Genomic DNA, 12778 nt, shown 5'->3' with positions numbered 1-12778 from the left:
GGCCAAACAACAAGAGGACGGCCATGCAGACCTTCCACCAGCTGTTCGACGAGACCTCGTCCACCTTCACCTACCTGCTGATCGACGCCGCTACCGGGGACGCGCTGCTGATCGATCCGGTCGACCACCAGTTCGAGCGCGACCTGAAGCTGCTGCAGGAAACCGGCGCGCGCCTGGCTTGGGTGATCGAGACCCACGCCCATGCCGACCACATCACCTCGGCCGGCCACCTGGCCCTGCAGACCGGCGCGCATACCGCGGCGCCGTCCGGCTGCGACATCAAGCCCGCGCACAAGCAGCTGATCGACGGCGACACCGTCGCCTTCGGCAAGCAGGTGCTGCGCGCCATCCATACGCCCGGGCACACCGCCGGCAGCATGAGCTACCTGTGGGAAGAGGCCGGCGCCGACGGCATCGTGCGCCGCATCTTCACCGGCGACGCGCTGCTGATCGACGGTTGCGGCCGCACCGATTTCCAGTCCGGCGACGCCGGCACGCTGTACGACAGCCTGACCCGCAAGCTGTTCGCGCTGCCCGACGACACGCTGGTCTATCCGGCCCACGACTACAAGGGCCGCACCGTGTCCACCATCGGCCATGAACGCGCGCACAACAGCCGCGTCGCCGGCCGCACGCGCGAGCAGTTCATCGAGATGATGCGCAACCTGAACCTGCCGCGCCCCAGGCTGATCGATGTCGCGGTGCCGGCCAACCAGCGCCTGGGCCTGCGCGACGGCGAAAGCGTGCCGCACGGCGCCTGAATTCCCTCCCCAACCTCAGGAGTCCCTGCATGTCCACCTATACCGCTGAAGTCCTGTGGCAACGCGACGGACAGGATTTCGCCGGCAACCGCTACAGCCGCCGGCACGTGCTGCGCTTCGACGGCGGCGCCGAAGTCCCGGGCTCGTCGTCGCCGCATGTGGTGCCGCTGCCGATGTCCGACGCCAGCGCGGTCGACCCGGAAGAGATGTTCATCGCCTCGCTGTCGAGCTGCCACATGCTGTGGTTCCTGTCGCTCGCAGCCAGGCAGCGCTTGGTGGTCGACCGCTACCTGGACGCGGCCACCGGTGTGATGGAAAAGAACGCCGACGGGCGCATGGCGATGACCGTGGTGACGCTGCGCCCGCAAGTCACGTTTGGCGGCGAGGCCGAGCCCACGCGCGACCAGCTCGACGCCCTGCACCACGCCGCGCACGAGGCCTGCTTTATCGCCAACTCGGTCAGGACCGAGGTGCGCTGCGAGCCGGTGTACGCCGGCGCCTGACCGCCCCAGGCACACGGCCATGCCTGCCAGCGTGCTGCCCGGCGCGCCCGCACCGTCGGCGCTGCCACGGACGGCGAGGGCGCGCCTGTGGCGCTGGCTGGCCGCGGCGCTGGCGGGGCTAGCCGCGATCGCCATGCTGCAGGATCACTTCCTTTATTTCCCCGAACGCGCTTCGGTCGACGACATGGTTTCGCCCGGGCTGCGCGCGTGGCCGGGTCCGGACGACTTCCGCGGACTGGTGGCCGAGCCGCGCGGGCCGGTGCGCGCCACCGCGATGGTGTTCCACGGCAACGCCGGACATGCCGGGCATCGCGACTACTACGCCAGCGCGCTGGCGCCGCTGGGCGTGCGCGTGATCCTGGCCGAGTACCCGGGATACGGGCCGCGCCCGGGCACCCTGGGCGAACGCAGCTTCGTCGCCGACGCGGAACAGTCGATTGCGCTGGCGCGGCGCCAGTTCGACGGCCCTCTGCTGCTGATCGGCGAATCGCTGGGAGCTGGCGTAGCGGCGGCGGCGGCCGCGCGCCAGCGCGACAGCGTTGCCGGCGTGCTGCTGATCACGCCGTGGGACAAGCTGGCGCACCTGGCCTCGCATCACTATCCCTGGCTGCCGGCCGGCTGGGTGCTGCGCGACCGCTACGACAGCGTCGCCAGCCTGGCCGGCTTTGGCCGCCCGGTGATGGTGGCGGTGGCGCAACGCGACACCATCGTGCCGGCGCGCTTCGGCGAGGCGCTCTATGCGTCGCTGGGCGAACCCCGGCGGCTGGCGGTGATCGACGGCGCCGGCCACAACGACTGGACCGGGCATGTCGACCTGGCCTGGTGGCAGCAGGCCACCGCGTTCCTGCTGGCGCCGCCACCCACCACAAACAAATAACATCGCGCCGCCAAAACACTGATTTGACTTAGCCCTGCGGGCCGCAAATACTGGCCTTCAGAGAACACGGAACGGCTTGCCGCGCGCGCACCGGGCGGCGCGTCCAGCATTGCGTGGCCGACAACTGCGGGGGAACACGATCATGAAGCAACGCCAGCATCGCAAGCCGTATCTCGCCCTCGGCGCGCTGGCCGCGGCCCTCGCGCTGGCGCCGTTCCAGGCCACGGCGCAGAGCAAGCCCGTCGCCTATCCGGCCAAGGGCCAGAGCCAGCAGCAGCAGGCCAGCGACGACGGCGCGTGCTACAGCTGGGCCAAGCAGCAGACCGGCGTTGATCCTGCCCAGGCCGCCAACGCGCCGCCGCCGGCCCAGGCGCAAAGCGGCCAGCGCGTGCGGGGTGCGGCAGGCGGCGCTGCTGCCGGGGCCGTGGCGGGCGCGATTGCGGGCGACGCCGGCAAGGGTGCGGCAATCGGCGCTGCAACGGGTACGGTCGCCGGCGGCATGGCGCACCGCCAGTCACGCCGCCAGGCGAATGCCGCCAACCAGCAGGCGGCGGCCAATACCAGCCAGGCGATGGGCTCGTACTACCAGGCCTGGGGCGCCTGCATGCAGGGACGAGGCTACAGCGTCCAGTAAGGCAGCGGCGCGTTCAACGGGCGCGCCCACTCAGGCAGCCCACTGGTCACACGCCTTGCGCACCGTCTCGCGCTGGCTGCGCGCCTCCGCGTCGACCTGGCGCAGCCACTCGGCATCACCGTCGCGGCGCGCGGCCAGGGCGCGGATATTGGCCAGCGCCTCGAGCGAGCCGAGCGCCTCGGCATGCGGCACCAGCGCGTCGCAGATCGACAGGATATGGTCCGCGATCGGCATGCGGGTCAGTTCGTTGGGGTGCACGTATTCGCCTTCCAGCCCGAAGCGGCAGGCCTGGAAGCGGTTGAAGGTGTACACCAGGTAGTCGTCTTCCTGCGGCATGAACGGGCGCGACAGCAACAGGTAGCGCGCCAGCATCTGGATATAGGCGGCGATATCGCAGGCGCGCTGCACCGTCAGCGGCGTGTCCATCACGCGGACCTCGATGGTGCCGAATTCCGGCTTGGGCCGGATATCCCAGTAGAAGTCCTTCATGCTCTCGATCACGCCGGTATTGCGCATCTTCTCGAAGTACGCGGTGAAGGCATCCCACGTCAGCAGGAACGGCGCGCGCCCGCTCATCGGAAAGGCCGCGACCGAATTCAGCCGTGCCGAGGCAAAGCCGGTATCGACACCCTGCACATACGGCGACGACGCCGCCAGCGCGACGAAGTGCGGCACATAGCGGCCGATGGCGTGCAGCAGGAACAGCGATTCGTCGGCGCTGGGGCAGCCGATATGCACGTGCTGGCCGAACACGGTGAACTGCTTGGCGAGGTAGCCGTAGAGCTCGGAGATGTACTGGTAGCGCGGCGAATCGGAGATGGTGCGGTCGGACCATTGCTGGAACGGATGCGTGCCGCCGCCGGCAATGCCCAGGTTCAGCGAGTGCGACGCCGCCACCATCAGGTCGCGCATCACGGTCAGTTCTTCCAGCGCCTGCTGGTAGCTGTGGCAGATGCCCGTGCTGATCTCGATCATCGACGGGCTGATCTCGGGCTTGATGTCGCCGGCATGCTGGGCGCCCTTGAGCGCGCGCAGCAGGTCGGGCGCGAACGGCGCCAGGTCATAGTCGTGCCGGTTGACCAGCTGCAGCTCCAGCTCGACGCCGAACGTCAGCGCCTCGGATTGCTTGAACGGCTCGAGCGACATCAGCGCCCTCCTCCATTGGCCCGGATATCGACGCGGACTTCGCCTGCGTAGCGCAGCGCCCACGCCGCGATCACCGGGCCGAAAAGTTGTTCGATGGCCAGCGCGCACAGGATGATCGCCGCCAGCGGCTGCCCGGTGCCCGGGTAGAGGCGCGCGACGTCATGCATCAGCAGGTAGGCCAGGCCCGACATCGGCGCCAGCGCCATTCCCAGCGCCATGCACTGGCGCAGGCTCAGTCCCGAGAACGACCCCAGCGACACCACGCCGGCGAGCTTGGCGACGTGGCGCAGCACCACCAGCGCGATGGCGTAGACGCCGCCCACGGCCCAGTCCTGCGCCGTCAGCGGCAGGCCCAGCGACACCACCATGACGATGATCAGCAGGCTGCCGGCGCTGCCGAAATGCGGCGGCCACACGTGCGGCTGGTTGTCCTGGTGCTTGAATACCACGCCGGCCAGCATCAGCGTCAGCGGCATCGACAATTTTAGTACCCGGGTCAGCGCCAGCGTGAACAGCACCAGGCCCACCAGCACCAGGAAGCTGTAGTGATCGTCGGCCGACATGCGGTCGTAGATGGCATGGCCGAGCTTTCCCACCACCCAGGCCAGCAGGCACGAACCCACCAGCAGGTACAGCGGATGCAGCAGCGCCGCGCCCAGGTTGCCGTATTCCGAATGCAGCCAGCCGGTGGCGACCTGCACGATGGCGGCGGCATAGATGCTGTTGAGCGCGGCCATGGCCAGCAGACGCTCGGTGACCTGCCCGTCGGCGCGCAGCTCGTTCTTGAGCTGCAGCACGATGGTGGGCGAGGTGCTGACCGCGATGCCCCCGGCAAGTATGGCCACGCCGGGCGAGGCGCCGATCCACTGCAGCACTGCCGCCACCAGGCCCCAGGTCAGCAGGCTTTCAAAGGCACTGGTCAGCAGCAGCCAGCGGTTGGCGCGCAGCCAGGTCAGCGAAAGCCGGTGGCCGAGTTCGAACAAGGCCAGTGCCAGCGCCATATCGATCAGGATACGGGTCTGGTTGATCATGTTCTCGTCGACGATGCTGCGGCCCAGCATGCCTGCGCACAACCCCGCCGCGGCATAGCCGACGATGCGCGGGCAGCGCAGCCAGCGCCGGCTCAGCTCGCCCGCCAGGCCAGCGCCGACCAGGGCCAGTCCGACCCAGAAGAGGCCGCCGGGCGCGAGCGGGAGGCTAGGAAAAAGTTGGCTCAGTCCATTCATGGCGACATGGTAATGTAAGCACTTCACAATCCATGTCAGTGATTGTCCGACACCGCACCAAACGCGCGTCTTATTTCGGTCATCTTCACGTAAAAAACGCCATCTACGGATGGCGTTTTTTACATACCTTACATCTTCAGCCGATTCGCGGGCCGCCAGAGACGTTTCAGACGCCCCACATCTTCCACACCGGGCGGGTGGCCTTCAACGCCGCCTCGACCTGGCCGTGCAGCGTGCGCGTTGTGCCCTGCGCCGCACCCCGGGCACGCGCCTGGTCGAAGTAGCCCAGCGCGGCTTCACGCTGGCCCTGTCCGAGTGCGGACTGCACCGCGCGCAGGTACACCTCGGCATCCCAGTCGTCACGCGCGGCGAAGGCCGCGACGAAGTCCGCCAGCGCGGCGTCGTGGCGGCCCGCGGCGTTGTGCACCAGGCCGCGCTGCACGCGCGGGCCGGCCTGGTCCTGCGGATCGCCCTCGGTCAGCGCCACCGCCTGCTCGAACAGCGGCAGCGCGCGCTCGGGCTCGCCCAGGTCGCGCCAGACCTGGCCGAAACGGTTGTACAGCCAGGCGTCTTCCACCAGCAGCGCGCGGCGCTGCTGCACCTCGATCTCGGCCAGCGCATTGGTGCGGTCGTGCTCGTCCATGCCGGCCATGCGGGCCTGCAGCAGCGCGGCATAGTAGGCACGCGCATGCGCCATCGGATGCGCGGCCTCGCTGCGGGCTTCAACCGGCAGCGCGTCCAGGCGCGCATCCATGTGCGCCATCGCGGCGCGCGCGGCCTCGGTCGGCTCGGCGCCGCCGAGCGCCTTCCAGGCGGCGATCATGCGGCTGAAGGCCCAGGTCACGTCGGCCGGGTTGCGCTCGAGCGGATAGCGGTTGAGCACCTCGCCCGCCAGTTCCGCCACCTTCTGGTGCTGGCCCGCGTCGGCGTGGCAATCGAGCAGGTCGATCCAGTGCTCGATGAACTCGCTCGCGGCCATGCCCTGGCGGTGCAGCGCGATGCGCTCGTCGGCATGCGCGGCGTCGGCCGGCAGGCTGCGCGCCAGCAGCCGGCACAGCAGCGAATAGAGATGGGGGTCGGCATTGCCGCCATGGCCGGCGGCGTCGCCCTGGCCCGTGGCAAAGTACTGGTCGAAGCGCGCCACGCCCGCGCGCCCGGCCTGCACCAGCAGCGGTCGCAGCGCGGCCTCGGCGGCGGGCACGTCGTCGATGAATTCGCCCAGCGCCATCGCGGCGCGGTAGTAGCCGGCGCCGTCGTCGGACTGGTCGGTCAGCGTGAAGCGCAGCCACGGCTCGGGTTCGGCGGAGGCGGAGGGAGTGCCGTCGCCGCGCTGCGCCAGCTGGTGGCGCCAGGCCAGCTCGCGTACCTGGCTCTGCGGGTCGGGCACCTGGCGCAGGTAGACGCCGAGGTCTTCGAGCGCGCCTTGCAGGTCACCGACGCCATGGCGCAGCGGCGCGCGCAGCCGGCGCGCCTCGGGGTGGTCGGGGTGCTCGGCCAGCACGCGCGCGGCCTGGTCGGCGGCGACGGCATCGCCGGCCGCGGCATCGAGCTCCAGCAGATGCGGGTTGTCCAGCGCGATCCGGCCCAGGCAGACGCGCATCAACGGCTCCGCCGGCACGCCGGCAGCCTCGGTGCGGGCGATGTAGTCCGTTACCAGCGGCGCGATATCGTCGGCACCCAGGTCGGGGTTGCGCACCATCAGGTCGTACCAGTAGCGCGCGGCGCCGGCCATGTCGCCCAGCCGCAGCGCCGCCAGGCCGGCGTGAAAATGCGCGGCCCATTCGCCGGTCAGCAGGCCGCTGCGCTGCGCGGCCTCGTGCAGCCAGGGGCGGGCCTCGGCATCGCGGCCCAGGCTCATCATCATGGCGCCGTAGCGGTGCGCGATCACCCCGCGCGAGACCCAGCGGTGCGGAGGCTGCAGCGGCAGCGTCTCGAGCCGCGCCAGCGCCTCGTCCAGCACCGCCAGCGCGGCGCCGGCATCGCCGTTGTCAAAGTGCAGCCGCGCCCGCAGCGTGACGAAATCCACCACCTCGGGGCGCGCCAGCGACAGCTGGTCGGCAATCTGCAGCGCTTCGGCGAAGCGCCCCTGGTTGGCTAGCCCGATGGCGTGGTCGTAGCTGGCTTCCTGCTCGGACACGTACTGCTCCTATGGATGAAAAAAGTGCGAGTGCGGGATTATGCGCCAATGGCGGGATAGGGACCTTGTCTCGCCCGTCGCCGGCACCCGGGAAAGAAAAACGCCGCCCGCAGGCAGCGTTCTTCCCATGCGCCAGATGTGGCGGCAGCTTACTTGCCGCCAACCGTCTCCAGCACCGTCCACTTGCCGCCCACCACCTTGTAGACCGTGATACCGCCGTCCTTCAGGTCGCCGCGCGCGTCATACGCCAGCGTCTTGGTGGTCACGCCCTGCATATTGGTTGCAGCCAGCACCGGCAGATAGCGCGCAGGGTCGGTCGAGCCTGCCTTGACCATGGCCGTCATCATCGCGGTGGCGCCGTCGTAGGCGTACGGCGAATAGGTCTGGACCTTGGAACCGAAGCGCTTCTCGTACTTCTTCTCGTACGCGCCGCCGCCGGGCATCTGGTCCAGCGGCAGGCCGGCCAGCGACACCACGGTGCCTTCGGCAGCGGGGCCGGCCAGCTTCAGGAAGTTGTCGGTCTTGGACATTTCGCCCGACACCAGCGGGGCCTTCATGCCCAGTTCCTTGACCTGCTTGGCCATCGGCGCGGACTGCGTCTCGGCGCCGCCGTAGAAGATGATGTCCGGGTTGCTGCGCTTGATGTTGGTCAGCACGGCCTTGAAGTCCACCGCCTTGTCGTTGGTAAACTCGCGGCGCACGATCTTGCCGCCGGCGGCCTTGGCGGCCTTCTCGAACTCGTCGGCCAGGCCCTGGCCGTAGGCGGTGCGGTCATCGACGATGGCGATGTTCTTCGCGCCCAGCTTCTTCACCACGAACGCGCCGATCACCGAACCCTGCTGGGTGTCGGAGGTCATCATGCGGAAGGTGGTCTTGAAGCCCTGCTTGGTGTATTCCGGCGCGGTCGCCATGGCGATCTGCGGAATGCCGGCGCGGTTGTAGACCATCGACGCCGGGATCGTGGTGCCGGAGTTGAAGTGGCCCAGCATGCCCTGGATGCCGTTATCCACCAGCTTCTGCGCGACCACCGAGCCGGTCTTGGGATCGGCCTGGTCGTCTTCGGAAACCAGCACGAACTTGACTTCCTTGCCGCCGATCTTGGGCTTGGTGGCGTTCATGTCCTCGATCGCGAGGACGATGCCGTTCTGCATGTCCTTGCCGTACTGAGCCTGGCCGCCGGTCATCGGGCCGGCGTAGCCCAGCTTGATTTCCTGCGCCTGCGCGAACGCGGCGGAGGCGGCGGTCAGGCCAGCCAGGGTCAGGGCAACGGTCATTGCCGTCTTGTGGAAAGTCGAGCTCATCAGATCTCCTTGGGTCCCAAATGGTGCCGATGTGGTGCCGATGTGGTGTCGTTACCGGCAGTTGTATTGCGGCGCGGCCTGGCAGTGCCGCGCCGTGCTTTCTCTGCGCGGCGGGGCGGGATCGCCGCCATCGCCGCGCGCTTCGACATGACGCCGTCCGAGGGTTGCCTCAGCCGATCGTCATCAAACTGGCATTGCCGCCCGCGGCCGCGGTGTTGACCGAGAGCGAGCGCTCGATCAGCAGGCGGTCGAGCGCAATGTTCCGTTCACCCTGCGCCAGGCCCTGCACGCCGATGATCGGACCAGGACGCGCCGCGACCTGCTCGCACACCGTGCGCAGCTGGTCCGAATCGCCATGGTGCAGCACCGCATCGATTGCCGTGTCCGCCGCGGTCCAGTCGGCCACCATGCGGACGCGCGATTGTACGCCCTTAGGTAGGCGCGCAAACAGCCCCCGGGCGACAGGGTTTTCCGGCCATACCGCCTCGGCGCCCACCGTCAGCACGGCGCCCAGCTGCAGGGCCAGGTCGGCCTCTTGCGCGGCCAGGCAGAGCACCCGCTCGCGCGCCAGCAGCGTGTAGGTGTTGCGCTCGCCAGTGGGCCCGGCCAGCGTCACCGCGAGGCCCGAGGCCGAGGCCTCGGCGAAGCGCTCGCACGCGGCCGCCACCTCGGGCTGCTCGCGGCGCGCCCACTCGCGGAAGGCCTCGGTGGCGCGCACGGCTTCGTCGTCCGGCCCCACGGTCTGGGCGCCGCCGGCGCCGGCATTGACGTCGGCCGCGCGCACGCTGCGCGCCACCGCGTCCTGCGGACAGACCGACAGCAGCCGGTGCAGGTAGAGCGGGCCGCCGGCCTTGGGACCGGTGCCCGACAGCGCCTCGCCGCCGAACGGCTGCACCCCCACCACCGCGCCGACGATATTGCGGTTCACATACAGGTTGCCCACCTGCGCCCGGCTGACGATGAACGAGATGGTCTCGTCGATGCGGGTATGGATGCCCAGCGTCAGGCCATAGCCGGTGCCGTTGATCTGGCTGACCATGGTATCCAGCGCCGCGCGCGGGAAGCGCACCACGTGCAGCACCGGGCCGAAGACCTCGCGCTTGAGTTCCTCGATGCTGTCCAGCTCGATCAGCGTCGGCGGCACGAAGGTGCCATGGCGGCAGCTGGCGCCCTGCGCCGCGTTGGGATCGGCCTGGTGGACGCGGCGGCCCTTGGCGCGCATCGCATCGATATGGCGCACGATGCCGGCGCGCGCCTCTTCGTCAATCACCGGGCCGACGTCGGTCGACAGGCGGTCCGGGTTGGCCATGGTCAGTTCCTGCATCGCGCCCTTGAGCATTTCCAGCACGCGCTCGGCCACGTCCTCCTGCAGGCACAGCACGCGCAGCGCCGAACAGCGCTGGCCGGCCGAGTCGAAGGCGGAGTTGACCACGTCGCCGACCACCTGCTCGGCCAGCGCCGAGGAGTCGACGATCATCGCGTTCTGGCCGCCGGTTTCGGCGATCAGCGGAATCGGGCGGCCGGCGGCGTCCAGGCGCCCGGCGACATTGCGCTGCAGGATGCGCGCGACCTCGGTCGAGCCGGTGAACATCACGCCCTTGACGCGGGCATCGCCCACCAGCGCGGCGCCGACGGTCTCGCCGCGGCCCGGCAGCAGCTGCACCGCGCCGGCCGGCACGCCGGCCTCGCGCAGCAGCCTCACCGCGGCGGCGGCGATCAGCGGGGTCTGCTCGGCCGGTTTGGCCAGCACCGGGTTGCCCGCCGCCAGCGCGGCGGCCACCTGGCCGGTGAAGATCGCCAGCGGGAAGTTCCACGGGCTGATGCAGACCACCGGGCCCAGCGGGCGATGGGTCTCGTTGTCGAAGCCGCGGCGCACCTCGGCGGCGTAGTAGCGCAGGAAGTCCACCGCCTCGCGCACTTCGGCGATGGCATTGGAGAAGGTCTTGCCGGCCTCGCGCATGATGATGCCCATCAATGACTGCATCTGGGCTTCCATCAGGTCGGCGGCGCGCTCCAGCGCGGCGGCGCGCACGTCCGGCGGCGTCGCCTGCCAGATCGGCGCGGCATTGACCGCGGCCTGCAGCGCGGCGTCGACCTCGGCCTTGCCGGCTTCGGTCACATGGCCGACCACGTCGCGGTGATCGGCCGGATTCAGTACCGGCGTGGTGATGGCATCGGCGGCGCGCGCCACTTCGGCGCCCAGCATCGGCTCGGCCACCAGACGCTCGCCGGTGCCGGCCAGCAGCGCCGACGACAGCGACGCCAGCCGATGCTCGTTGGCCAGGTCGATGCCGGCCGAGTTGGGCCGGCTCTTGCCATACAGCGTGCGCGGCGACGGAATGCGCGGGTGCGGCAGGCCGAGCACGCCTTCGTCGCGATGCATGGCCTCGACCACGGCCACCGGATCGGCAACCAGCTCATCCAGCGAGATGGTGTCGTCGGCAATGCGGTTGACGAACGAGGTGTTGGCGCCGTTCTCCAGCAGCCGGCGCACCAGGTAGGCCAGCAGCGTTTCATGCGTGCCGACCGGCGCGTAGATGCGGCAGGGCCGGTTGTACTTGCCGTCGGCGGTGGGGCCCACCACCTGGTCATAGAGCGGCTCGCCCATGCCGTGCAGGCACTGGAACTCATACTGGCCGGGGTAGTAGCTGTGCCCGGCGATCTGGTAGATGGCCGACAGCGTGTGCGCGTTGTGGGTGGCGAACTGCGGGTAGATCGCGTCCGGCACCGACAGCAGCTTGCGCGCGCAGGCGATGTACGACACATCGGTGTAGACCTTGCGCGTATAGACCGGATAGCCTTCCAGCCCTTCCACCTGGGCACGCTTGATCTCGCTGTCCCAATAGGCGCCCTTGACCAGGCGGATCATCAGGCGGTGGCGGCTGCGGCGGGCCAGGTCGATCAGGTAGTCGATCACGAACGGGCAGCGCTTCTGGTAGCCCTGCACCACGAAGCCGATGCCGTTCCAGCCGGCCAGCTCGGGCTCGAAGCACAGGCGCTCGAGCAGGTCCAGCGAGATCTCGAGGCGGTCGGCCTCCTCGGCGTCGATATTGATGCCGATGTCGTACTGGCGCGCCAGCAGCGTCAGCGACTTCAGGCGCTCGTACAGTTCGCCCACCACGCGCTCGTGCTGCGCGCGGCTGTAGCGGGGGTGCAGCGCCGACAGCTTGATCGAGATGCCCGGGCCTTCATAAATGCCGCGGCCGCGCGAGGCCTGGCCGATGGCGTGGATGGCCTGCTCGTACGACGCCAGGTAGCGCGCGGCATCGGCCTCGGTCATGGCCGCTTCGCCCAGCATGTCGTAGGAATAGCGGAAGCCCTCGGCCTCGTAGCGGCGCGCATTGGCGAGCGCCTCGGAAATGGTCTCGCCGGTGACGAACTGCTCGCCCATCAGGCGCATCGCCATGTCCACGCCCTTGCGGATCAGCGGCTCGCCGCCCTTGCCGATGATGCGCGTCAGCGCCTTGGTCAGCCCCGATTCGGTATGGGTGGCGACCAGCTTGCCGGTCAGCAGCAGGCCCCAGGTGGCGGCGTTGACGAACAGCGACGGGCTCTGGCCCAGGTGCGACTGCCAGTTGGCGCCGCTGATCTTGTCGCGGATCAGCGCATCGCGCGTGGCCTTGTCGGGAATGCGCAGCAGTGCCTCGGCCAGGCACATCAGCGCCACGCCTTCCTGCGACGACAGCGAGAATTCCTGGATCAGCCCCTGCACCAGGCCCTCGCGCCCGGTCCCGACCTTCTGCTCGCGCAAGCGCGTCGCCAGTGCCTTGGCCATCTTGATGGCGGCCTCGGCCTGCTGCTGCGGCAGGCGCGCCTGCTCCAGCAGCACCGGCACGCAATCGGTTTCCGGGCGGCGATAGGCGGAGGTGATGGCGGCGCGCAGCACCGACTGCGGCTGGATGCTCTGCGCAAATTCCAGGAACGGCTGCGGTGCGCCGTCGCCATGGAGCGCATCCGCGCCGTCGCTGCCCTCGCCCTCGGCCCCGGCCGCGCCGGCTTCGTACGGCAGGTGGCCGCGCTCGATCTGCTCGAGGTAGCAGAAGATGGCCTGCTTGATCAGCCAGTGCGGGGTGCGGTCGATGGATTGGGCAACGCGCTTGAGGCGGTCGCGCGAGGCGTCATCGAGCTTGACGCCAAGGGTGGTGGTGGCCATTGCGGGCAATTCTCCGAAAGACTGGAGCCGCCGCCGGTGC

Annotated in this window: 9 protein-coding genes; 4 read left to right on the top strand and 5 right to left on the bottom strand. The window is 69.4% G+C overall.

The annotated features are described in order from the left end of the window. The first annotated feature begins 23 nt into the window (after positions 1-23). From U9J39_RS21650 to U9J39_RS21635, 4 genes are all read left to right on the top strand, one after another. Positions 24-761: an MBL fold metallo-hydrolase gene (locus tag U9J39_RS21650; RefSeq protein WP_116311897.1), complete on the top strand. Its 738-nt coding sequence runs from the start codon at positions 24-26 to the stop codon at positions 759-761. A gap of 29 nt (positions 762-790) precedes the next feature. Next, positions 791-1264: an OsmC family protein gene (locus U9J39_RS21645; protein WP_115711318.1), complete on the top strand. Its 474-nt coding sequence runs from the start codon at positions 791-793 to the stop codon at positions 1262-1264. A 19-nt stretch (positions 1265-1283) separates the two neighbouring features. Further along, positions 1284-2141: an alpha/beta hydrolase gene (locus tag U9J39_RS21640; protein WP_326348014.1), complete on the top strand. Its 858-nt coding sequence runs from the start codon at positions 1284-1286 to the stop codon at positions 2139-2141. Positions 2142-2283: 142 nt separating this feature from the next. Then, a complete protein-coding gene (locus tag U9J39_RS21635; RefSeq protein ID WP_115678914.1) occupies positions 2284-2775 on the top strand; it encodes a YMGG-like glycine zipper-containing protein in 492 nt (163 codons plus the stop codon). A 30-nt stretch (positions 2776-2805) separates the two neighbouring features. On the opposite strand, the gene U9J39_RS21630 is transcribed toward U9J39_RS21635, so the two are convergent. The 5 genes from U9J39_RS21630 to putA form a co-directional block, all read right to left on the bottom strand. Beyond that, positions 2806-3921, bottom strand: coding sequence for a YbdK family carboxylate-amine ligase (locus U9J39_RS21630; protein ID WP_115678915.1), 1116 nt, complete (start codon positions 3919-3921; stop codon positions 2806-2808). Further along, positions 3921-5147, bottom strand: coding sequence for a cation:proton antiporter (locus U9J39_RS21625; protein ID WP_115711322.1), 1227 nt, complete (start codon positions 5145-5147; stop codon positions 3921-3923). The genes U9J39_RS21630 and U9J39_RS21625 overlap by 1 nt, the downstream gene beginning before the upstream one ends. A 166-nt stretch (positions 5148-5313) precedes the next feature. Further along, positions 5314-7284, bottom strand: a complete 1971-nt coding sequence (locus tag U9J39_RS21620) for a tetratricopeptide repeat protein (protein WP_326348011.1) — start codon at positions 7282-7284, stop codon at positions 5314-5316. 149 nt (positions 7285-7433) lie between these two features. Beyond that, on the bottom strand, positions 7434-8585 hold the full coding sequence (locus tag U9J39_RS21615) for a branched-chain amino acid ABC transporter substrate-binding protein (protein ID WP_326348009.1): 1152 nt from the start codon (positions 8583-8585) through the stop codon (positions 7434-7436). Positions 8586-8754: 169 nt separating this feature from the next. Further along, positions 8755-12738, bottom strand: a complete 3984-nt coding sequence (putA, locus tag U9J39_RS21610; RefSeq protein WP_326348008.1) for a trifunctional transcriptional regulator/proline dehydrogenase/L-glutamate gamma-semialdehyde dehydrogenase — start codon at positions 12736-12738, stop codon at positions 8755-8757. Positions 12739-12778 lie beyond the last annotated feature (40 nt).

Source organism: Cupriavidus sp. SS-3, assembly GCF_035818815.1.
Classification (GTDB): Bacteria; Pseudomonadota; Gammaproteobacteria; order Burkholderiales; family Burkholderiaceae; genus Cupriavidus; species Cupriavidus taiwanensis_C.
The sequence above is the reverse complement of the archived record's forward strand: the minus strand, read 5'-3'. Positions and strand labels throughout refer to the sequence as shown.

What these genes read in the sequence shown, in the direction of transcription:
- U9J39_RS21650 (WP_116311897.1), top strand. Translation starts at nt 24, where the DNA reads ATGCAGACCTTCCACCAGCTGTTCGACGAGACCTCGTCCACCTTCACC.
- U9J39_RS21645 (WP_115711318.1), top strand. Translation starts at nt 791, where the DNA reads ATGTCCACCTATACCGCTGAAGTCCTGTGGCAACGCGACGGACAGGAT.
- U9J39_RS21640 (WP_326348014.1), top strand. Translation starts at nt 1,284, where the DNA reads ATGCCTGCCAGCGTGCTGCCCGGCGCGCCCGCACCGTCGGCGCTGCCA.
- U9J39_RS21635 (WP_115678914.1), top strand. Translation starts at nt 2,284, where the DNA reads ATGAAGCAACGCCAGCATCGCAAGCCGTATCTCGCCCTCGGCGCGCTG.
- U9J39_RS21630 (WP_115678915.1), bottom strand. Translation starts at nt 3,921, where the DNA reads ATGTCGCTCGAGCCGTTCAAGCAATCCGAGGCGCTGACGTTCGGCGTC.
- U9J39_RS21625 (WP_115711322.1), bottom strand. Translation starts at nt 5,147, where the DNA reads ATGAATGGACTGAGCCAACTTTTTCCTAGCCTCCCGCTCGCGCCCGGC.
- U9J39_RS21615 (WP_326348009.1), bottom strand. Translation starts at nt 8,585, where the DNA reads ATGAGCTCGACTTTCCACAAGACGGCAATGACCGTTGCCCTGACCCTG.
- putA (WP_326348008.1), bottom strand. Translation starts at nt 12,738, where the DNA reads ATGGCCACCACCACCCTTGGCGTCAAGCTCGATGACGCCTCGCGCGAC.